Here is a 21,731-nt window from a genome sequence, read left to right as displayed (position 1 = left end):
CTTGCCCTTATGCGGTTTGTGACTTCTGTTATAAAATAGTTGGCAGAAACAGAACAGATATTTGCTTTGTGTTATGTAATAGTTCCAGGCATTCAGTGAGCATATTCTTATACAAGGACAATAAAACGTGATAAATTGATATAGTAAAGTTATTTGAAACGTTTTCACTCTTTGTCGAATTCAGTTCAAAGACTGACAATTATTTTTATTGAAGGAGAGTTATATTTATGACTCAAGGAAAAATTACTGCATCTGCAGCAATGCTCAACGTATTGAAAACATGGGGCGTAGACACTATCTACGGTATCCCATCAGGAACACTTAGCTCACTTATGGACGCTTTGGCTGAAGACAAAGATATCCGTTTCTTGCAAGTTCGTCACGAAGAAACAGGTGCTCTTGCAGCGGTTATGCAAGCTAAATTTGGCGGATCTATCGGTGTTGCAGTTGGTTCAGGTGGACCAGGTGCAACTCACTTGATCAACGGTGTTTACGATGCAGCTATGGATAACACTCCATTCCTTGCTATCCTTGGATCACGTCCAGTTAACGAATTGAACATGGATGCCTTCCAAGAATTGAACCAAAACCCAATGTACAACGGTATCGCTGTTTACAACAAACGTGTAGCTTACGCTGAGCAATTGCCAAAAGTGATTGACGAAGCTTGCCGTGCTGCCGTTTCTAAAAAAGGTCCAGCTGTCGTTGAAATTCCAGTAAACTTTGGTTTCCAAGAAATCGACGAAAACTCATACTACGGATCAGGTTCTTACGAGCGTTCATTCATCGCTCCTGCTTTGAACGAAGTTGAAATTGACAAGGCTGTTGAAATTTTGAACAATGCTGAACGTCCAGTGATCTATGCTGGTTACGGTGGTGTTAAAGCTGGTGAAGTGATCACTGAATTGTCACGTAAAATCAAAGCACCAATCATCACAACTGGTAAAAACTTTGAAGCGTTCGAATGGAACTACGAAGGTTTGACAGGTTCTGCTTACCGTGTTGGTTGGAAACCAGCCAACGAAGTTGTCTTTGAAGCAGACACAGTTCTTTTCCTTGGTTCAAACTTCCCATTTGCTGAAGTATACGAAGCATTCAAGAACACTGAAAAATTCATCCAAGTCGATATCGACCCTTACAAACTTGGTAAACGTCATGCCCTAGACGCTTCAATCCTTGGTGATGCAGGTCAAGCAGCGAAAGCAATCCTTGATAAAGTGAATCCAGTTGAATCTACTCCATGGTGGCGTGCAAACGTTAAGAATAACCAAAACTGGCGTGATTACATGAACAAACTCGAAGGTAAAACTGAGGGTGAATTGCAATTGTATCAAGTTTACAATGCAATCAACAAACATGCTGATCAAGACGCTATCTATTCAATCGACGTAGGTGACACTACTCAAACATCAACTCGTCACCTTCACATGACACCTAAGAACATGTGGCGTACATCTCCACTCTTTGCGACAATGGGTATTGCCCTTCCTGGTGGTATCGCTGCTAAGAAAGACAATCCAGATCGCCAAGTATGGAACATCATGGGTGACGGTGCATTCAACATGTGCTACCCAGACGTTATCACAAACGTTCAATACGACCTTCCAGTTATCAACGTTGTCTTCTCAAATGGTAAATATGCCTTCATCAAGGACAAATACGAAGACACAAACAAACACTTGTTTGGTTGTGACTTCCCTAATGCTGACTATGCGAAAATCGCTGAAGCTCAAGGAGCTATTGGATTTACAGTTGACCGTATCGAAGACATCGACGCAGTCGTTGCTGAAGCTGTTAAATTGAACAAAGAAGGTAAAACTGTTGTTATCGATGCTCACATCACTCCACATCGTCCACTTCCAGTAGAAGTACTTGAGTTGGATCCAAAACAACACTCAGAAGAAGCTATTAAAGCCTTCAAAGAAAAATACGAAGCTGAAGAGCTTGTACCATTCCGCCTCTTCTTGGAAGAAGAAGGGTTGCAATCACGCGCAATCAAATAATCCTGCTCGTCGAAAATCAAATGTAAACTGCGTTATCTTCACCTTGCCGTACTCCAGTACTGTCTGCGGTTCGATGCCTTGTTTATACTTTGATTTTCTTAGAGCAGAACTTGAAAAGATCGGAGCTATCCGGTCTTTTTCTGGAGGATAGTAAATGAATTTAAATCAATTAGATATTATCGTTTCAAATGTTCCCCAAGTATGTGCTAGCTTGGAGCGTATCTTGGACAAAAAGGCGGACTATGTTGACCAAAGTTTTGCTCAGTTCACGATTGGCAGTCACTGTCTCATGTTATCCCAAAACCATTTGATACCTTTGGAAAATTTCCAGTCAGGAATCATTCTTCACGTTGAAGTTGAGGATGTAGAGCAGAACTACCAACGGTTGAAAGATCTTGGTATCCAGGTTTTAAATGGTCCAGCTGTAACTGATTGGGGAACCGAATCCCTGCTAGTAAGTGGTCCAGCAGGTCTAGTGATTGATTTTTATCGTATGAAATAGGAGGCGTGGTCATTTAACGCCAACCTTAGCTATTCTTAAAATAGAATTTGAGAAAATGAACTATAGAAAAGATTGGAGCCATCCGGTCTTTTTTATTAAAGACAAAATCTTCTTTGAAACTTTCCTTAGGTGAGTACAGACGTTAGGTGAAATTATCCAGTGGATGATTTCAGCAATCCAGGAAGTTCCATGACTTAGTTTTGAACCTAAAGTTTCAAAACTCCCGAGTGCTAGAAACAATCGTGTTTCAAGCACTTTTCTCACGGCGGAAAGTTTCAGTAGATGATTGAATAATTCTAACGAATAAAATTTTTCTATATTTAACAGAATTTATTAGATTTAAGAAAGCCAAATATTATATTTGGCAAAAGAGTATGCATTTTAACAGATCGGATTCGTCCGATCTGTTTTCTTGTATGAGTGTGGTAGATACCTTAGAATAGTATCAGTTTTTCCTAGGATGCTGTAAGATTTTTGGGTTAGAGAAGGGTATAATAGAACTATCAAATCAAGTGAGGTAGAGAGATGTCCGATAGACTTCAATTTCCAGATGGTTTCCTTTGGGGTGGGGCGACGGCTGCCAACCAATGTGAAGGAGCTTATAATGAAGACGGCCGTGGCTTGGCCAATGTGGATGTGGTACCGATTGGGCCTGACCGTCACACCATTATCACGGGTCAGAAAAAGATGTTCGACTTTGAAGAGAGCTATTTTTATCCGGCTAAGGATGGCATTGATATGTATCATCGCTACAAGGAAGACATTGCCCTCTTTGGGGAAATGGGCTTTAAAACCTATCGTTTGTCCATTGCCTGGTCTCGGATTTTCCCCAAAGGAGATGAACTAGAGCAAACGAAGTAGGTCTACAGTTCTATGAAGATCTCTTTAAGGAATGTCACAAGTATGGCATTGAACCCTTGGTGACCATTACCCACTTTGACTGTCCCATGCATTTGATTACTGAGTATGGAGGTTGGCGCAGTCGCAAGATGTTGGAATGTTATGAACGTCTCTGCCGGACCCTCTTCACTCGCTACAAGGGCTTGGTCAACTACTGGCTGACCTTCAATGAAATCAATATGATCCTTCATGCGCCTTTTATGGGAGCGGGTCTCTGCTTTGAAGAAGGGGAGAATGAGGAGCAAGTCAAATACCAGGCGGCTCACCATGAGTTGGTCGCTTCAGCCATTGCTACCAAGCTAGCCCATGAGATTGATCCTAACAATAAGGTTGGCTGTATGTTGGCAGCTGGGCAAAACTATCCGCATACCTGTGCTCCGCGAGATGTCTGGGCTGGTCTAGAAGAAGACCGCAAGAACTATTTCTTCATCGATGTGCAGGCGCGTGGGGAATACCCAAACTATGCTAAGAAAGAGTGGGAGCGTCAGGGAATCACGGTTGAGATGACCGAGCAGGACCTTCAATTGTTGAAAGACCATACAGTGGACTTTATTTCCTTCTCCTACTATGCCAGTCGGGTCGCTTCAGGGGATCCAGCTGAAAGGGAGAAAACAGCAGGCAATATCTTTGCCTCTCTGAAGAACCCCTACCTAGAAAGCTCAGAATGGGGTTGGCAGATTGACCCTCTTGGTCTCCGCATTACCCTCAACACCATCTGGGATCGTTATCAAAAGCCTCTGTTTATCGTAGAAAATGGACTAGGCGCCGTTGATACTCCAAATGAAGCCGGGGAGATTGAGGATGACTACCGGATTAACTACCTGGCAGCCCACATCAAGGCCATGCGGGATGCCATTCATGAAGATGGTGTTGTCCTCTGGGGCTATACGACTTGGGGCTGTATTGACCTGGTCTCTGCCGGGACTGGAGAAATGAAGAAGCGCTACGGTTTTATCTATGTCGATCGGGACAATGAAGGCAAGGGAAGCTTGGCCCGCTCACGTAAGAAATCCTTCTATTGGTACAAAGACGTCATTGCGACCAATGGGGCTTCTGTTGAATAAAAGTTTTCGGTCCTTGCTGGCCGACTCTCCCCTATAAACTAAAAAGCTTAGAATCCCAACCACAAGCTGGGGTCCTAAGCTTTTTGTATGTAGTTAAACCAAGTCATTATGGATTTACTGGTCGTAGTCTAAGACATTGTTCTCGATGACAAACTTAGATTCAGCGGAAATGTTGGCTTCTCCTAGTTGCAACTGCGAACTTCCGTCTGGCTTCATGATGTGCCACTGGCCGTCCTTGTGGGCAAAAATAGCCTGAAATGTGACGTTATCACTCTTGTCTCGAATGGGTAGAACAAATGCTTGATCTGTATTCTCTAGGAGAATCTCTTCCTTTTTTTCAAAGTTATAGATATAAAATTGTCCAGTTCTCTGTCCCAAACCATGAAATTCATCGACTTTTTGCCAATTTTCAAAATTTTTCTGAACTAGGGATTCATTAAAAACCTTGTTGAAGGTTTCGTTGCGTTTCTTCGTTTCTTCCTCGTCTAGTGTTTTCTGAAACTCTGCAACCTTTTTAGTCGTTTGTCTGTTTTGCTCTCTAATTTGGTGTCGGTGGATGACTCGCATCATTCTTCCAGCAACGCCCAGGATAACGAGAATGGATACAAGGCTGATTTTCGTTTTGGCATTTTTTTTCATAGATGATTCTCCCTATTCTGTCATTGGTCCTATTATACCCTTTGAAAGAAAGGATAGTCAAGTTCATCCTGTGATAACCTAACATGCAGATCTACCTGGGTACTATAGAATTTTCTCATATTTTCATTGACGAAGGAGCTTTTATTTGATAGGCTAGGGGAATAGAAATGATTTGGAGTTCAAAGGAAAAAGGAGCGAGGCAAGTGGCACGGATTTTATTAATCGAGGATAATAATGATATCCAAGAAATTTTATACAGTCTCTTAAGTGAAGACTATGAGGTCCTTCAGGCTTTTTCAGGTACAGAAGGGTTGCGACTCTTCCAGCAAGAAGCCGTTGATTTGGTCCTCCTGGACATCATGCTTCCAGGGAAAAATGGGGACCAGGTCCTGGAGGAGATCCGTTTGCAGAGTCAGGTGCCGGTTATCATGATGACGGCTCTTGGAGACAAACACCTCATTAGCCAGTACCTCCTTGCCGGTGCCAATGATTATATTGTCAAGCCCTTTAATCTGGATGAGGTGGCAGCTCGTGTGACGGTGCAGCTGCGAAATCAAACGACGGTAGCACAGGAAGCTCAAGCGCCGCAAAAGCTATCCTTTAAGAATTTGGTCTTAAATCCAGAAACCTTTGAACTGGAGTCTGGCGAACAGACGCTTCGCTTGGGCAAAAAAGAATTTCAAATTTTTGAGACCTTGCTGGTTCATCCAAAGAAGATTTTCACCAAGGAAGAATTGTATGAGGCGGTCTGGGAAGAGGTCTATCTGCCTGGAGACAATACCCTTAATGCCCAGTTGAGTAATCTCCGGAAGAAAATTGCCCAACTAGACCCAGATGAGGATTACATTGAAACCGTCTGGGGCTTGGGCGTTCGCTTGAAAGGAGACAAGTAATGTGGGGATTGGTTCTAATTCTAGTCGTCCTTGTCTTTCTCTTGGGACTGGGTTACCTTCGCCTACTCTCTGCTCTCACAGATTTGCAGGAGCAGATTCAACAGAAGCTCCAAAATGGGAGTGGGGTACGGTTAACGTCACGTGTTTCAAAAAAAGAAATGGTCGCCTTGACCAAGCAGGTCAGTGATCTCTTTGATCAAATCGAGCGGACCAATCGGATTGCCTTTCAAGAGAAAAAGACCTTGGATATGGCCATCAGTAATATTGCTCATGATATCCGGACGCCTTTGACCATTGCATCGGGCTATACCCAACAAATCATCAAGGGTGGGACGCAGGAAGAGGAAAAGCTGAAGAAAATTGCTTTCAATCTTCAAGTCGTCTCAAAACGCCTGGAATCTCTCTTGGAATACAGACGCTTGATGGAGGGAGCTATTCAGCCTCGGCTTACAGACGTTAATCTCAGCCAAGTCCTGACCCAGCAGTTGTTCCAGTATTATGATAGCTTGTCTGAGGCGGGGATTGCCTTAGAAGTGGAGATGGAGGAGCATCTTCATTATGCTACGGATCCGGAGCTCTGGGAGCGCCTCTTGCAAAATATGCTCAGCAATGTCCTCAAGCATGGGAAGGATCAGGCCCGCTTGACCTTGATGTCGGATGAGGACACGATTCGGGTCGAGCTACGCAATATTGTGCAACAACCGATCCAGCACTTAGACCAGTTGGCTAGTCGCTTCTACTCAGAAAATCTATCGGATACAGAAGAATCATCTGGCTTGGGTCTCTATATCATTCAAAATTTTGTAGAGATCTTAGGGGGCGACTTGCAACTGGCAACAGAGGCAGATTGGTTTATCTTGACCATTACACTGAGAAAAAAGGCTTGAGCACCGCTCAAGCCTTTTTGTCATAAATCTTTGTGTTTGAAAGTAGCGAGTCCTAGGAAGCCAAAAACAAGGATGAATCCAAGAGCAATCGAGAGGGTGTTGTTCGTTGCTGTGGTGCTTTGGACCATGGAATATTGGAATTCCAAGTTTAGATAGTGGAGGATATCAATATCTTTAAAGAAAAGCGCAGGAAGACTTAAGAGGATATTTCCAACGAAGTAGCCAACGAAGGCTAGGGTGATGGATTGGCTAGCATAAAGGAGGAAGGAAATGATGCTGACCCAAGCCAGGGTGGAAAGGAACTGAATCAGCACGGTCAGACCAAAATGAGCAAGGAAGTGCTCTGGCATGGTTCCAAGTCCATTGTAGAGGGTCGCGATCAAGAAGACGAGACCATAAGAAACGAGAAATTGGAAGAGGGCAATGGTCAGGACAACGGCGCTTTTGGCAAAGTAGTAGCTGGTGCGCGAAACCCCATAGGCCAGACTATTCTTGTATAAGTTTTGCGTTAAGTCTGTTCCTAGAACCAAGGTGATGACAATAATGGTAAAGAGGATAGTCACACTGATGCTGGAAGAGTAGTTGGTCAAGGCTTTAAAGCCCGTCCAAACTTCGGTTGCTTGGGGTAATTTGGATTCCGTATTGACGCCGACGTGGCCGGTAGCTCCAAAGATGACTCCAGACAGGATGTTGAGAACGAGAATGGCTTCTGTAATCCAAAAGCCTTTGGAGCGAAAAAGTCTGTAAAAATCTGCTTGAATGGTATGCAACATGATAGATCTCCTAAATGAAATATGTGGGATAAGTAAAACAAGGCGGTGATTTGACTAGTCTACCAAGTCCGTAAAGAATTTTTCCAGATCTTGGCGGGCATAGTAGATTTCGTCCACGTCAATATCCGCTTGAACGAGGGCTTTGACAATGACTTTAATATCGTGAGTCTGTCCGAAGATATGGATTTCTCCATCTTTATCGATGACCTTGATACGGTGATGGAGTTGATCCTGGATCAGTTGACTCGCAAGGGCTAGCTGGCTGGTCTTGAGGATGATGTAATCTTCTCCTTGTTCTTCGAATTCAGCCTTACTAATTTCTTTGATCAGGCGTCCTTGGTCGACAATGCCAAAACGATTGGCAACCAGATAAAGCTCGGAAAGGATATGACTGGAAATGAGGATGGTCATACCGAGTTCATCGTTGAGGCGCTTGATCATCTGACGGAATTCCTTGATTCCGACGGGATCGAGACCATTGATGGGTTCGTCCAAAATGAGGAAGTCGGGCTTGGCAATGAGCGCAATCGCAATTCCCAACCGTTGTTTCATCCCGAGTGAAAAATCGCGGAATTTCTTCTTACCCGTATTATTCAGGCCAACATAATTCAAGGTTTCTTTGATGACCTGGTCGGGATTGGGAATATGGCGAGCCTTGCAATAGTAGACTAAGTTTTGGTAGGCGGTCATATGCTTGTGAGCCACAGGACTCTCAATGACGGAACCAACCCGTTTCAGGGCTTGTGTCCACTGAGAGCGATTCGTGGAAGCGAAGAGGGAGACGCTTCCGTCAGTTTCTTGAATCAGCTGGGTGATGACCTTGATGAGGGTGGTTTTCCCTGCCCCGTTCTTACCGATCAGGCCGTAGACGTCGCCTTTGCGAATGCTCAGATTCACATCATTTAAGGCGTATTGTTGACCGAACTTTTTACTCAAATGGGAAATTTCTAATACTTTTTCCATGGTTTTCTCCTTCGTCCAAATGACTAGTTATTTTCTTTACACTCTTAGTATACAGCTTGCTTTTCAAATAACTATCAAGCAATTCTAAAATATTTCTAAAAAAACGGGAGTGGGACAGAACGAATTTTGACTAAAAATCGTTCGTTGCCCCACCCCCGCAAGGCTGATTAGGTCATCTTTGGAGCTTAAAAGGCGAACAAAGACTTAGGAAACTTGCTCGCAAGTTCTATTCACCACCTCAAAGCAGTGCTTTGAGCAATCAGCTACTGCGCCTTGCAGTTATAACTATCATATATAAGAGACTGGACACTTTATGCCCAGCCTCTGTTCCTATTAAAAATCACCAACAAACTCTTTGATAGCTTGTGCCAGTTCATGGGGTTTCTGAGTATTGAGTAGATGGCCTCCGTCTGCGATTTCTAGATAGTGACCTTTAGGCAGGAGATTTGCCAACTTTTTAGAAGAAGCCTGATTGGCCCCATCTTTGCTGCCACAAATCACTAGGCTAGGAAGAGGGCAGGTTTTAGCGGTATCGGTTAGATTGAGACTTTTTAATTCGGTAAAGATTTGCAACATGTGCTGTTTATTGGCCCCCTGCTTTTCAAAGACACGCTTGGGAATCAGACGAAAAAGGAGAATTTGGAGCCTATAGAGGAGATTGGTGTTGAGTTTGTATTGCGTCCCTGAAAGCACCAAGCCCTTGAGTTGTTGCAAGTCTCGGCTGGAGAGATCGAGAGCGAGAACGCCTCCCAGTGAGAGTCCAACCAGAATAAAGGGTTCGCTTTCTTGTTGGAGGTACTCCGTCAATCTTTCTTTGGCCTCCTGATAACTTTCGCTTGGACGGGAGAAAATAGCGAAAGATTCAGATTGCAAGGGGGAAAGTGCATCTTGGACCCCTTGCCAAGAGTGGGCATCCTGGCCTAGGCCATGTAAAAAAATAAGTTTCATTCTGATTCCTCTCTAGTGAAATCGAGTGGATAGAGGCCACGCAGGGCATTGCAGGCATAGACTTGGTCAGCGACTTCTAAATCCTTCAGCGTTAACAGTTTTTCTTCTACTTGTCCAGTTTCTAAGAGATAGCGGCGGTAAATCCCGTCGAGGATAGGGAGGTGGGCTGGAGGTGTGTAGCGCTGGCCGTCAATCTCTAGGATGAGATTTCCGATGGTCGTCTCTAGCAAGGTCCCGTCTTCTAAATAGAAGATCTGCTCGTGATCTTTAGCTACTAGATGGGCTCGCTGGCTAGTCTTAAAATAAGTAAATGGCTTCGCTAAATCAAGCTTTTGCTCGGTCAGTTGAGCCTGCAGATAGCTAGCGGGCAAGTCCTTCAGCTCGGTGATAGCCAGCTGGAAGGCCCCGTTTTTTTGTAAGGCAATCCGACAACGATAGTCAAGGTTGGAGTCCAAACGAGCAAGCTCTTCTTGAAGTTCTTTCAGGAGTTTTGGCTCATCAAAAGGATAGGCAAAGTAGCGACTGGCCTCTCTTAAACGGGTCAGGTGTTGCTCCAGGAAGGTCAACTCTCCTTGGTGGATACGACCAGTTGTCAAGAGGTCAAAGCGAGGTTCTTGTCGGTAGAGGACAGCAGACTTTTGCTTGGTCTCCTGGTATTCACTTTCCCATTTGCTGTCCCAAGTGATGCCTCCACCTACGCCATAGACGGCTTGATGCCCTTGCATTTGAAGGGTTCGAATGGCCACATTAAAAATCCGTTTCCCTTTTGGAAGAAGGATACCGATTGTTCCACAGTAGACGCCACGAGGAGCAACCTCTGTCCGTTGAATAATTTCCATAGTGGAAATCTTCGGTGCCCCTGTGATGGAACCGCAAGGAAAGAGAGCCTGGAAGGTTTGGACTAGGTCGACTTCGGGGCGTATGCGACTTTCAATGGTCGAGGTCATCTGCCAAACAGTAGAGTATTGCTCCACCTGGCAGAGATGGGTCACCTGCTCACTTCCGATCTCCGAAATGCGATTCATATCATTACGCAGGAGATCCACAATCATCATGTTTTCTGCTCGATTTTTGGGATCAGCTTCTAGCCAAGCAGCCTCTTGAAGATCTGTTTGGTTGGTAAGCCCACGACGAGTCGTCCCCTTCATAGGGCGGGTGGTCAGTAGCCGGTCATCTTGTTCAAAAAAGAGCTCAGGACTAATAGAGAGGATGGACACATCATCGTGCTGGATAAAGGCATTGTAATGGGCCTTCTGTTCTACCACCAAGCGATTGTAGATGGCCAAAGGGTCAGCTTTTAGCTCTTGAGAAAGCTGGACGGTGTAGTTGACCTGATAGGTATCCCCTTGACGGATGTGGTGCTGGATGGTCTCGATAGCTTTTCGATAAGCAGGCGCCTCTACCTCTTCCTGCCAATTGGCTGGAAGATCCACTGCCTCGTAGTCCTCTGGGAAAGGAAGGGTTTCTACTTTCTCGTGGATGGTGAAATAGAGGAGATATTCTCCCATGAGTGGTGCTGGGTGGACGGCTAATTTTTTCTCAAAAGCAGGAGCGGCTTCATAGCTGACATAGCCTACGGCATAATAACCAGCCTCCTGATAGGCTTCCGCCTCTCTCAGAAGAGTCTCTACTTGGTCGAGGTCTCTTGTTTTTAATTCCTTTAGCGGCTTGGTGAAAATGTGTCGCAATCCAAGCTCTTTAAAATCAATAATCGTTTGTTTGTGCATGCTTTGAGTATATCAAAAATAGAGGAAAAAAGGTAGATAAGGAGGCAAGGATTCCTTGCTTGGTCCTCTCTTTCATGCTAAAATAACCATAGAATCTGCATTTGGCGAAGGAGTAGGACCATGAAAAAGAATTCCCTCTATAACACTTCCAATATTAGTCTTTTTCAATACCTCTTTGCGATTGCAGTGATATTGGTGCATAGTGGTCGCTTGACCTCTTATGAGCCAGTACATTTTGGTCTCAAGAGTATGCTCGGCCGGCTAGCGGTGCCATTTTTTATCGTCTGTGCCAGCTTTTTCCTCAAGCCATCACTAAGAGATGCAAGGAAAATGAAGACCTATCTGGTCAAAATCGTAAAAACCTATTTATTTTGGAGTTGTGTCTATCTTCCCTATGCCTGGGTCTTTTTTTCTAGTCTTCATCTCCCTGTCTATCTCTTTCCAGCAGGCGTTCTGATTGCTCTTCTCTATCTGGGAATGTGCTACCAACTCTGGTATATCCCAGCCTTTTTGCTGGGCTTGTTTTTGGTCAATCAATTGGTCAAACGCCTAGGTATGGTTTGGACGGGGTTGATCACCTTTCTTCTATACTGCTGGGGTTTGATCGAGACCTATTCAGCTTATCTGGACACCACGAGTCTTCTCAAGGGTTACCAACTCTACAGCAACTTATTTTTCACAGCGCGAAATGGTCTCTTTTACACGCCTATTTTTATCTTTATGGGTTACTATCTCTATGACCATTTTCATGCACAAACCTTTAGGGTTCACCGTTGGCAAAAAGTAGCCCTTGCCTTTGGACTGTTCTGTTTAGAAGGCCTCATCATTTTTCAACATGAAGGAATCGATAAGAACTTTTTCTTGCTCCTTCCCTTTGTGACGGTCTATTTGGTTAATGCTTGCCTGAGATCGTCCTTTTTGAAAAGCTATGATTTGCAGTACTTAAAGCAGATGAGCATGGCGTTATATTTTTCGCATCCGATCTTTATCGAATGGGCTCGCTATGGCTTTAGCAATGTTCCGCTTTCTTATCCAGACAGGGGCAAGTTGATTTTTGTGACGGCCTTGTTGGGAAGTCATCTCTTTGGATTGGCCATGCTCTCTTATCACTCTTGGCAAAAAGAAGAGAAAAACAGAAGTCTTGAAAAGGAAGTTCTCTAGAGAGACTTCTTTTTTATTTTAAGGGAGACAGATAGGTCAGCTGAGGGTTGCAATTCTTTTCCAGTTTGGTTATGATGTAAGGGATTACAAGTGAAACCAAAAAGGAGAAGCACATGAAGAAAAAATGGTGGCATGATGCCGTGATTTATCAGATCTATCCCAAGAGTTTTTTAGATAGCAATGGAGATGGAATCGGTGACCTCAAGGGGATCATCAGTAAGCTGGATTATTTGGAGAAGTTAGGTATTACAGCCATTTGGCTGTCTCCTATCTACCAAAGCCCTATGGATGATAATGGCTACGATATATCTGATTATGAGGATATTGCTTCCATCTTTGGTACCATGGAAGATATGGAAACATTGATTGCGGAGGGGCAAAAGCGCGGTATTAAGATGATCATGGATTTGGTGGTCAACCATACGTCTGATGAGCATGCCTGGTTCATCGAGGCCAAGGAAAATCCAAACAGTCCAGAGCGAGACTACTATATTTGGAGGGACCAACCCAATGATCTTCTCTCTACCTTCAGTGGGTCAGCTTGGGAATTTGATCCGGCTTCCCAGCAGTATTATTTGCACTTCTTTAGTAAGAAGCAACCGGACCTGAATTGGGAAAATGAGACACTTCGGCAGAAGATTTATGACATGATGAACTTTTGGATCGACAAGGGGATTGGTGGTTTTCGAATGGATGTCATCGACATGATTGGGAAAATTCCTGATCAGAAGATCGTAGCCAATGGTCCCATGCTCCACCCTTATCTGAAAGAAATGAATCGAGCGACTTTCGGGGATAAGGATTTGTTAACGGTCGGGGAGACCTGGGGAGCGACACCTGAGATTGCCAAGCAATACTCTGGTCCTGACAACGAGGAATTGTCAATGGTCTTTCAATTTGAACACATCGGGCTTCTCTTCCAAGAGGGTCAGCCCAAATGGCACTATGCGAAGAAACTCAATGTTCCTAAGTTGAAAGAAATCTTTAACAAGTGGCAGACGGAGCTGGGCATGGACGAAGGCTGGAACTCTCTCTTTTGGAACAACCATGACCTCCCTCGGATTATTTCTGCCTGGGGAGATGACCAAGCCTATCGGGTGAAGTCCGCTAAGGCCCTAGCCATTCTTCTTCATTTGATGAGAGGAACGCCTTATATCTACCAGGGGGAAGAGATTGGCATGACCAACTATCCTTTTAAGAGCCTAGACGAAATCGAAGATATTGAGTCTATTAACTACGCCAAGGAAAGCCTCGAAAAGGGAGTGGATCTCGACACCATTATGGACCAGATCCGACATATTGGCCGGGACAATGCTCGAACCCCTATGCAGTGGTCCAATCTGCCACAGGCTGGTTTTACAACCGGTCGCCCATGGCTAGCTGTCAATCCAAACTATCAGGAAATAAATGTAGAAGCGGCTTTGGCTGATTCCTCATCCGTTTTCTATACCTACCAACAATTGGTTGCCCTCCGTAAGGAGCAAGATTGGTTGTTATCTGCCGACTTTGAACTACTGGATACAGCAGATCAGGTCTTTGCCTACCAACGAGTAGATGGGAATCAACGCTATTTGATTGTGGTCAATTTGTCTAGTCAAGTTCAGAGCTTTGAACTGAAGCAAGACTATCAGGAGGTCCTCATTAGCAATACCAATGTAGAGCAGGTCAAACAGACAAAAGTATTGGAACCTTGGGATGCTTTTTGTGTGCAACTAACTTGAGCATAAGTTTCTACAAAAAAAGAAGCGGATAGCTTCTTTTTTTGTTTTAGAGGGAATGAGGACTGTCCTATGGGAGGGGTCTCAGTCTGTCTGGTAGAAGCCTTATAGTTATTTTTTATAAGGTCTATTAGTTCTGTTCAATGACAAGTGGCGGAAACCCTTGATCTATAAGGTTATAGCTTCTGGCTATACCATAAACCATTGAAAAGCAATTATACAGAAGGCGCTTCTTCTGATAAGATAGACTCAACTTGAATTTTTGGAGGACAAAACATGTCAACTACAATTATCGGATTCCCTCGTTTGGGTGAATTCCGCGAACTAAAATTTACAACTGAGAAATATTTTAGAAACGAAATTACAGCTGAAGATTTGTTGGATGCTGCAAAAGAATTGCGTGCCAAACACTGGAATATTGTCAAAGAAAAAGGTATCACTGAAATCCCATCAAATGACTTTTCTCACTATGACAACTTCCTAGATGCAGCCTTCCTTTTCAACGTGGTTCCTACATCTGTTCAAAACTTGGACTTGTCTGACCTTGAACGCTACTTTGCCTTGGCGCGTGGTTACCAAGGAGAAAAAGGGGATGTGCGTGCTCTTCCAATGAAGAAATGGTTCAACACCAACTACCACTACATCGTTCCAAAATTTGAAAAAACAACAGAAGTCAAATTGGCTGGTCACAAGATTTTTGATGAGTACCAAGAAGCGAAAGAATTGGGTCTTGACACTCGTCCAGTTGTGGTTGGACCATTCACTTTCCTTCAATTATCAGACTTTGAAGAAGGCGTAAAAGCAGAAGACTTCGTTGATAGCTTAGTAGCTGCTTACCAAGATGTTTTTGCTAAATTGGCTGAGCTTGGTGCGACTCGTATCCAACTGGATGAAGCAGCTCTTGTTAAAGATTTATCAGCTGAAGAAAAAGCGCTCTTCTTGAACCTCTACAACAAGCTCTTGGCTGACAAGAAAGGTCTTGAGGTCTTGATCCAAACTTACTTTGGTGATGTTCGTGACATCTACTCTGCCCTTGTGAATTTGCCAGTAGATGCGATTGGTTTGGACTTCGTTGAAGGGAAGAAAACTCTTGAACTCGTTAAAGGTGGCTTCCCAGCTGACAAGACGCTTTATGCAGGTATCGTCAATGGTAAGAACATCTGGCGCAACAACTATGAAAAGAGCTTGGCTATTCTTGAGCAAATCCCAGCTGAAAACATCGTTTTGACTAGCTCATGCTCACTTCTTCATGTGCCATTTACAACTGCTAATGAAGACTTTGAACCAGCTATCTTGAACCACTTTGCTTTTGCAGTTGAAAAATTGGATGAAATCCGTGATTTGGATGCTATCCGCAACGGTCAAGGAGCAGAAGCTCTTGCAGCAAACAAAGAACTCTTTGCGACTGAACGTGTCGGAGCAAATGCAGAACTTCGTGCGCGTATCGCTGGATTGACAGACGCAGACTACACTCGTTTGCCAGCTTTTGCTGAACGTGAAGCAATCCAAGAAGATGCCTTCAAACTTCCAGCTCTTCCAACAACAACCATCGGATCCTTCCCTCAAACGAAAGAAGTTCGTGCGAAACGTTTGGCCTTCCGTAAGGGTGAATTGTCACAAGAAGAATACGATGCCTTCCTTGCTGAAACCATTGACGAATGGATCAAATGGCAAGAAGAAGTTGGATTTGATGTACTTGTACACGGTGAATTCGAGCGTAATGACATGGTTGAGTACTTCGGTCAAAACTTGTCAGGTTACCTCTTCTCTAAAAATGGTTGGGTACAATCATACGGTATGCGTGGGGTGAAACCACCAATCATCTGGGGTGATGTGACTCGTCTCAACCCTATTACTGTGAAATGGTCTAGCTACGCACAAAGCCGTACTAACAAACCTGTTAAAGGGATGTTGACTGGACCTGTTACAATTCTTAACTGGTCATTCCCACGTGAAGACATCTCTATCAAGGATTCAACTCTTCAAATCGCTCTTGCAATCAAGGATGAAGTTCTTGATCTTGAAGCTGCAGGTGTGAAAATCATCCAAATCGACGAGGCTGCTCTTCGTGAAAAATTGCCACTCCGTCGTAGTGACTGGTATGAAGACTACCTTGACTGGGCTATTCCAGCCTTCCGTTTGGTACACTCAACAGTAGCACCAGACACACAAATCCACACTCACATGTGTTACTCAGAATTTACAGATATCATCCCAGCCATCGACAACATGGATGCAGACGTCATCTCATTTGAAGCGAGTCGTTCAAACCTTGAAATCTTGGACGAACTCAAAGCGAAAAACTTCCAAACAGAAGTTGGACCTGGGGTTTACGATATCCACTCACCTCGTGTGCCTAACGAAGGCGAAATCGACCACACAATCGAAGCAATCCTTGCGAAAGTACCAAGCAGAAAAGTTTGGATCAACCCTGACTGTGGTTTGAAAACACGTGGAATTAAAGAAACGAAAGAAAGCTTGATCCGCCTTGTAGAAGCTGCGAAAGTTGCACGTGAGAAATTGTAAGAAAAGCAGTTCTCCATACTTGGTTGATCAGTAAGAAATCAACTAGAAAAAGGTTATTACATATGTCGCGTCAAACACCGTCACTCTCATTTGAAGTTTTCCCTCCAAACCCAGCAGTAGGCAATGACAAAATTATTGCAGCCCTAAAAGATATGCAGGGCTTGGCTCCCCACTTCATCAGTGTGACTGCCAGCAATAATAAATTTAATATCAAAGAGACGACGGTTCGTTTGGCAGACTATATCCAAAATGACTTGGAGATTCCGACCATTGCTCACTTGCCAGCTATCTACCTAACTAAGGATAAGGTGGCTGAGACTATTGCAGATTTGGATAAGGTTGGGGTTCAGAAAATCTTGGCTCTTCGTGGAGATATCATTCCGGGTGTTGAGCCTCAAAAGGATTTTCGTTACGCCACAGACTTGATTGAGTTCATCAAGGAGCAAGCTCCTCACTTTGATATTGTTGGCGCTTGCTACCCAGAAGGGCACCCTGACTCTCCAAATCAGATCTCGGATATTCAAAATCTCAAGAAGAAAGTGGACGCAGGCTGCTCCAGTCTCGTAACGCAACTTTTCTTTGACAATGAGCGTTTCTATGATTTCCAAGACAAGTGTACCTTGGCAGGTATTGATGTTCCAATTCATGCGGGAATCATGCCGATTCTTAACCGTAACCAAGCTCTTCGTCTACTGAAGACTTGTGAGAACATTCATCTCCCACGTAAGTTTAAGGCTATCTTGGACAAGTATGAGAATGACCCTGAATCTCTCAGAGCAGCAGGACTTGCCTATACTGTAGACCAAATCGTGGATTTGGTTACTCAAGATGTAGCAGGAATTCATCTATACACGATGAATAATGCAGAAGTAGCTCATCAAGTGTATAAGGCTACGGAAGCTCTCTTCCACCACAAAACCAAATTTGAAGTGAGTTGAGAAATCAAAAAATAGGGAGAAGAACAGAGGGAATTCAAAAGTACCCTCTTGCTCCTCTCCCTTTTGATTTTTTTGTTTAAGAAAAATACATGCGAAGATACACTTTTTTATAGTAATCCTAAAAATCGGAAGCTTAGATCTTGTTTGACAGGCTGACATCACGATTTACGATGCACCAAATCTAGATTATCTCTTCTATTTCTTCGCGACCAACCTAGTGACAGATGTCTATAAAAATGGTAAAAAAGTGATTTGATCCTCTCGTTTCAAACGTGACCTAAATAGTAAAAATCCCCTCATCAACTGATTCTGATGAGGGGATTTTAGTGCTTAGAACAGTATTTCCAAAGGGAGTTGGAAAATCTTTAAATGCCAACTTTGACATCTGGGAATCTCTCAGACACCTGTGCAAAAAGAGTGTAGAGTTGTTCTTCAGCGTTCTTCCTATTCTTAATGGATAGGCGGTGCTGTTTCTTTGGTTTGTCCTTGCGGATGTAGCACAATTGGAAGATCGAGCGAGCAATCCCTGATTGACGAACTCGAGTGACATGTAAGTATAGTTGTTGAACCTCTCGTAAATCAATCGTTTGCGTTCCTTTGAAATAGGTGATCAAATGATTCTTGTACAAGATAACTTTTAAGTCTTGATTGTAGTAGCTGGCTCCATCAGACAGGCGGGACAGATCTCCTTGGAGTTCGGGATAGTTTTGGTGGAGTTCCTGATAGGAAGCAATGGTCCGTTTCCGAACGGAGAAGCTGGCTACGACCATTATGATAGAAAGTCCAGCAAGAGCAGCTGAACCAATCAAGAGGAATAAGGAGTCTTTGTTGTACTCTGTAAGGCTTAAGTAATAGCTGGTCGTCATATTAAGGGACACGACAGAAGTCGGGTCGAGAAGGGAATGGATGTAGTCGCTATAGCCGACAAGGCGACCGTTACGAGACGTATTTTTGCTATCCTTTGCCAAAGGGGCCAATTGCGTTCCCTTTAGTTGATAAGGTTTGGTCAGCAGTTCCCCATTTTTTGCCTTATCAACGATTTCTTTAATCGTCGCATCGTCTTTTTTGGCTTCGATCCCTGCAAATTTACCATCATTTTGGTTATCATATTGGACGATATAGAGGACGTGGCCGTTGTCCACAGTTCCGACAGGTTCTTGTGTAATATCATAGACTTGCATCGTTACAGGATCCCCAGACTTTTCTGCCTTCGCAAAGCTAGTAGAAGGGTTCTGGCGTCCCATCCATAATGAAAATACTAATCCTGCGAATGCAAGAAAGACAAGGGCAAGCACCAGACCTGAAACAAATCCTTTGTTAGGTTTTTCCTTCATCATAACGATCTCCTTTAGTTTGATATCTAAAGTATATCATGAAAGGTTTTATGTGACAAGGGAATTTATAGATAGCTGATTTCAAAGGCTTTTTGAGAGGTTTAAGCAAAAACTTGTTTGTAAAATGATTGAAAAATGCTTTGATTTTAAAAGAGATTTGCAACTTTTTATAAAAAACTATATTTTTTTTAATTTTTTCTATATACAAAAAGCTAAATTATTGATAGAATAGAAAAGAATTGAATTAAATTTGGTTCGCGTTCGTTCTGTCTTAATATGAATGAAACAGAATGTTTATAACCTAAATACTTGCACTGGATTCTAATTCATCAGAATCATAGCTAGAATTTGAGAGGAGACAATATGACTGTTGATTTTAACAGCAAAGCTTACTTGGATAAAGTGGATGCGTGGTGGCGTGCAGCCAACTACATTTCGGCTGCTCAAATGTACTTGAAAGACAACCCATTGTTGAAACGTGAAGTGGTTGAAAACGACTTGAAGGCTCACCCAATCGGACACTGGGGAACTGTACCAGGACAAAACTTTATCTATGCTCACTTGAACCGTGCCATCAACAAATACGACTTGGATATGTTCTACATTGAAGGACCAGGTCATGGTGGACAAGTTATGGTGTCCAACTCTTACTTAGATTGTTCTTACACAGAATTGAATCCAAATATCCCACAAAATGAAGAAGGATTTAAACACCTATGTAAAATCTTCTCATTCCCAGGAGGGATTGCCTCTCACGCGGCACCTGAAACTCCAGGATCTATCCACGAAGGTGGAGAGCTTGGTTATGCTCTTTCTCACGCAGCTGGAGCTGTTTTGGACAATCCAGATGTGATTGCTGCAACCGTAATCGGTGATGGTGAAGGGGAAACTGGTCCATTGATGGCTGGTTGGTTGGCTAATACCTTCTTGAACCCAGTTAACGATGGTGCTGTTCTTCCAATCTTCTACCTCAACGGTGGGAAAATCCACAACCCAACAATCTTCGAACGCAAAACAGACGAAGAATTGGCCCTTTTCTTTGAAGGTCTTGGATGGAAACCAATCTTTGCAGACGTAACCGCTATTTCTGACGACCACGAAGCAGCTCATGCTTTGTTTGCAGAAAAATTAGACGAAGCGATTGAAGAAATCAAGAAAGTCCAAGCAGAAGCTCGTAAAGGTTCTGCAGAAGAAGCAACTCAACCAGTATACCCTGTCTTGATTGCTCGTATTCCTAAAGGTTGGACTGGACCAAAAGCTTGGGAAGGTACACCAATCGAGGGTGGATTCCGTGCGCACCAAGTTCCAATCCCAGTAGATGCTCACCATATGGAGCATGTGGATGCTCTTCTTTCATGGTTGGAATCATATCGTCCAGCTGAATTGTTCGACGAAACTGGTAAATTGCTTCCTGAAATTGCTGAAATTGCACCAAAAGGTGACCGTCGCATGGCTATGAACCCAATCACAAACGCAGGTGTCATTAAACCAATGGACACTGCTGATTGGAAGAAACATGCCTTCAAGATCGAAACACCAGGTGCTATCATGGCCCAAGATATGATCGAGTTTGGTAAGTATGCGGCAGATCTTGTGGATGCGAACCCACATAACTTCCGTATCTTTGGACCAGATGAAACTAAATCAAACCGTCTTCAAGAAGTCTTCACTCGTACAAGCCGTCAATGGTTAGGACGTACGAAACCAGACTACGATGAAGCTTTGAGCCCTGCTGGACGTGTCATTGACTCTCAATTGTCAGAGCACCAAGCAGAAGGTATGCTGGAAGGATATGTCTTGACAGGTCGTCATGGCTTCTTCGCTTCTTACGAATCATTCCTTCGTGTCGTAGACTCTATGATTACTCAACACTTTAAATGGTTGCGTAAATCTAAGACTCACACGACATGGCGTAAAAACTACCCTGCCTTAAACTTGATTGCGACTTCAACTGTTTTCCAACAAGACCACAATGGCTACACTCACCAAGATCCAGGTATCTTGACTCACTTGGCAGAAAAAACTCCAGAATACATCCGTGAGTACTTGCCAGCAGATACGAATACGTTGCTTGCGGTGATGGACCAAGCCTTCAAGGCAGAAGATATGATTAACTTGATCGTTTCTTCTAAACACCCACGTCCTCAATTCTACTCAGCTGATGAAGCAGAGGAATTGGTTCGTGAAGGATACAAGGTGATCGATTGGGCATCAACTGTGTCAGCAGATGAAGATCCAGATCTTGTCATTGCAGCTGCAGGTACAGAGCCAAACCTTGAAGCTCTTGCTGCCATCACAATCTTGCACAAGGCCTTCCCAGAATTGAAGATCCGCTTTGTCAATGTGGTAGATATCTTGAAATTGCGTCACCCATCCGTTGATGCGCGTGGACTTTCAGATGAAGAGTTCGATAAAGTCTTCACAACTGATAAACCAGTAATCTTTGCCTTCCATGGTTACGAAGGCATGATCCGTGACATCTTCTTTAACCGTCACAATCACAACTTGCGTGTGCATGGTTACCGTGAAAACGGAGATATCACAACACCATTCGATATGCGTGTGATGTCTGAATTGGATCGCTTCCACTTGGCACAAGATGCAGCCAATGCAGCTCTTGGAGCAGAAGCAGCTGAATTCGCAGCTCAAATGGACGAAACAATTGCCTTCCACAATGCTTACATCCGTGAACATGGTGATGATATTCCAGAAGTACACAACTGGAAATGGGAAAACGTAAATAAATAAGTTTATT

At 43.7% G+C, this 21,731-nt stretch carries 15 protein-coding genes and 1 pseudogene; 10 read left to right on the top strand and 6 right to left on the bottom strand.

Going from position 1 to position 21,731, the window contains the following annotated elements:
* Window positions 1-227: 227 nt before the first annotated feature.
* The 3 genes and pseudogenes from spxB (at window position 228) to FJR71_RS05730 (ending at window position 4,469) form a co-directional block, all read left to right on the top strand.
* Window positions 228-2,003 (top strand): pyruvate oxidase, encoded by a 1,776-nt coding sequence (gene spxB, locus FJR71_RS05740; protein ID WP_048688661.1) that lies wholly within the window; start codon window positions 228-230, stop codon window positions 2,001-2,003.
* Window positions 2,004-2,157: 154 nt separating this feature from the next.
* Window positions 2,158-2,505, top strand: a complete 348-nt coding sequence (locus FJR71_RS05735; protein WP_061564324.1) for a VOC family protein — start codon at window positions 2,158-2,160, stop codon at window positions 2,503-2,505.
* A 525-nt stretch (window positions 2,506-3,030) separates the two neighbouring features.
* A pseudogene (locus FJR71_RS05730) lies at window positions 3,031-4,469 on the top strand (6-phospho-beta-glucosidase).
* Window positions 4,470-4,583: 114 nt separating this feature from the next.
* Here FJR71_RS05730 and FJR71_RS05725 read toward each other — a convergent pair.
* Window positions 4,584-5,108, bottom strand: a complete 525-nt coding sequence (locus FJR71_RS05725) for a hypothetical protein (protein ID WP_140814300.1) — start codon at window positions 5,106-5,108, stop codon at window positions 4,584-4,586.
* A 203-nt stretch (window positions 5,109-5,311) separates the two neighbouring features.
* On the opposite strand from FJR71_RS05725, the gene FJR71_RS05720 reads away from it, so the two are divergent.
* Both FJR71_RS05720 and FJR71_RS05715 read left to right on the top strand, forming a co-directional pair.
* Complete coding sequence (locus FJR71_RS05720; protein WP_172605117.1) at window positions 5,312-6,001, top strand: response regulator transcription factor; 690 nt, start codon at window positions 5,312-5,314, stop codon at window positions 5,999-6,001.
* Window positions 6,001-6,888: a sensor histidine kinase gene (locus tag FJR71_RS05715; RefSeq protein WP_140814298.1), complete on the top strand. Its 888-nt coding sequence runs from the start codon at window positions 6,001-6,003 to the stop codon at window positions 6,886-6,888. The genes FJR71_RS05720 and FJR71_RS05715 overlap by 1 nt, the downstream gene beginning before the upstream one ends.
* Window positions 6,889-6,908: 20 nt before the next feature.
* Here FJR71_RS05715 and FJR71_RS05710 read toward each other — a convergent pair whose 3' ends face one another.
* The 4 genes from FJR71_RS05710 to pabB all read right to left on the bottom strand — a co-directional run bounded on the left by FJR71_RS05710 (window position 6,909) and on the right by pabB (window position 11,299).
* Window positions 6,909-7,661, bottom strand: a complete 753-nt coding sequence (locus FJR71_RS05710) for an ABC transporter permease (protein WP_140814297.1) — start codon at window positions 7,659-7,661, stop codon at window positions 6,909-6,911.
* Window positions 7,662-7,715: 54 nt separating this feature from the next.
* Window positions 7,716-8,624: an ABC transporter ATP-binding protein gene (locus FJR71_RS05705; protein ID WP_140814296.1), complete on the bottom strand. Its 909-nt coding sequence runs from the start codon at window positions 8,622-8,624 to the stop codon at window positions 7,716-7,718.
* 333 nt (window positions 8,625-8,957) lie between these two features.
* Complete coding sequence (locus FJR71_RS05695) at window positions 8,958-9,572, bottom strand: alpha/beta fold hydrolase (RefSeq protein WP_140814295.1); 615 nt, start codon at window positions 9,570-9,572, stop codon at window positions 8,958-8,960.
* Complete coding sequence (pabB, locus tag FJR71_RS05690) at window positions 9,569-11,299, bottom strand: aminodeoxychorismate synthase component I (RefSeq protein ID WP_140814294.1); 1,731 nt, start codon at window positions 11,297-11,299, stop codon at window positions 9,569-9,571. The genes FJR71_RS05695 and pabB overlap by 4 nt, the downstream gene beginning before the upstream one ends.
* A gap of 120 nt (window positions 11,300-11,419) precedes the next feature.
* Here pabB and FJR71_RS05685 point away from each other — a divergent pair, with 120 nt between their 5' ends.
* From FJR71_RS05685 to metF, 4 genes are all read left to right on the top strand, one after another.
* Window positions 11,420-12,460, top strand: a complete 1,041-nt coding sequence (locus FJR71_RS05685; protein ID WP_140814293.1) for an acyltransferase family protein — start codon at window positions 11,420-11,422, stop codon at window positions 12,458-12,460.
* Between the two features lie 113 nt (window positions 12,461-12,573).
* On the top strand, window positions 12,574-14,181 hold the full coding sequence (locus FJR71_RS05680) for a glycoside hydrolase family 13 protein (RefSeq protein WP_140814292.1): 1,608 nt from the start codon (window positions 12,574-12,576) through the stop codon (window positions 14,179-14,181).
* Window positions 14,182-14,454: 273 nt separating this feature from the next.
* The gene (gene metE, locus FJR71_RS05675) at window positions 14,455-16,704 is read left to right on the top strand and encodes a 5-methyltetrahydropteroyltriglutamate--homocysteine S-methyltransferase (RefSeq protein WP_140814291.1); all 2,250 of its coding nucleotides are present in this window, start codon (window positions 14,455-14,457) and stop codon (window positions 16,702-16,704) included.
* A gap of 62 nt (window positions 16,705-16,766) precedes the next feature.
* Window positions 16,767-17,642: a methylenetetrahydrofolate reductase [NAD(P)H] gene (gene metF, locus FJR71_RS05670; protein ID WP_140814290.1), complete on the top strand. Its 876-nt coding sequence runs from the start codon at window positions 16,767-16,769 to the stop codon at window positions 17,640-17,642.
* Window positions 17,643-18,007: 365 nt separating this feature from the next.
* Here the strand turns inward: metF and FJR71_RS05660 are convergent, their stop codons facing one another.
* Entirely contained in the window at window positions 18,008-18,979 is a 972-nt protein-coding gene (locus tag FJR71_RS05660; protein ID WP_048691157.1) for a hypothetical protein, read from the bottom strand.
* 360 nt (window positions 18,980-19,339) lie between these two features.
* Here FJR71_RS05660 and FJR71_RS05655 point away from each other — a divergent pair, with 360 nt between their 5' ends.
* The gene (locus FJR71_RS05655; RefSeq protein WP_140814289.1) at window positions 19,340-21,724 is read left to right on the top strand and encodes a phosphoketolase family protein; all 2,385 of its coding nucleotides are present in this window, start codon (window positions 19,340-19,342) and stop codon (window positions 21,722-21,724) included.
* The last annotated feature ends 7 nt before the right edge of the window (window positions 21,725-21,731 follow it).

This window comes from Streptococcus xiaochunlingii (genome assembly GCF_006385805.1).
In the GTDB taxonomy this organism is placed as follows: domain Bacteria; phylum Bacillota; class Bacilli; order Lactobacillales; family Streptococcaceae; genus Streptococcus; species Streptococcus xiaochunlingii.
This window is presented reverse-complemented; position numbering and strand designations above follow the sequence as displayed.

What these genes read in the sequence shown, in the direction of transcription:
- FJR71_RS05685 (WP_140814293.1), top strand. Translation starts at nt 11,420, where the DNA reads ATGAAAAAGAATTCCCTCTATAACACTTCCAATATTAGTCTTTTTCAA.
- FJR71_RS05695 (WP_140814295.1), bottom strand. Translation starts at nt 9,572, where the DNA reads ATGAAACTTATTTTTTTACATGGCCTAGGCCAGGATGCCCACTCTTGG.
- FJR71_RS05735 (WP_061564324.1), top strand. Translation starts at nt 2,158, where the DNA reads ATGAATTTAAATCAATTAGATATTATCGTTTCAAATGTTCCCCAAGTA.
- FJR71_RS05710 (WP_140814297.1), bottom strand. Translation starts at nt 7,661, where the DNA reads ATGTTGCATACCATTCAAGCAGATTTTTACAGACTTTTTCGCTCCAAA.
- FJR71_RS05655 (WP_140814289.1), top strand. Translation starts at nt 19,340, where the DNA reads ATGACTGTTGATTTTAACAGCAAAGCTTACTTGGATAAAGTGGATGCG.
- FJR71_RS05725 (WP_140814300.1), bottom strand. Translation starts at nt 5,108, where the DNA reads ATGAAAAAAAATGCCAAAACGAAAATCAGCCTTGTATCCATTCTCGTT.
- FJR71_RS05680 (WP_140814292.1), top strand. Translation starts at nt 12,574, where the DNA reads ATGAAGAAAAAATGGTGGCATGATGCCGTGATTTATCAGATCTATCCC.
- FJR71_RS05660 (WP_048691157.1), bottom strand. Translation starts at nt 18,979, where the DNA reads ATGATGAAGGAAAAACCTAACAAAGGATTTGTTTCAGGTCTGGTGCTT.
- FJR71_RS05715 (WP_140814298.1), top strand. Translation starts at nt 6,001, where the DNA reads ATGTGGGGATTGGTTCTAATTCTAGTCGTCCTTGTCTTTCTCTTGGGA.
- metF (WP_140814290.1), top strand. Translation starts at nt 16,767, where the DNA reads ATGTCGCGTCAAACACCGTCACTCTCATTTGAAGTTTTCCCTCCAAAC.
- spxB (WP_048688661.1), top strand. Translation starts at nt 228, where the DNA reads ATGACTCAAGGAAAAATTACTGCATCTGCAGCAATGCTCAACGTATTG.
- metE (WP_140814291.1), top strand. Translation starts at nt 14,455, where the DNA reads ATGTCAACTACAATTATCGGATTCCCTCGTTTGGGTGAATTCCGCGAA.
- pabB (WP_140814294.1), bottom strand. Translation starts at nt 11,299, where the DNA reads ATGCACAAACAAACGATTATTGATTTTAAAGAGCTTGGATTGCGACAC.
- FJR71_RS05705 (WP_140814296.1), bottom strand. Translation starts at nt 8,624, where the DNA reads ATGGAAAAAGTATTAGAAATTTCCCATTTGAGTAAAAAGTTCGGTCAA.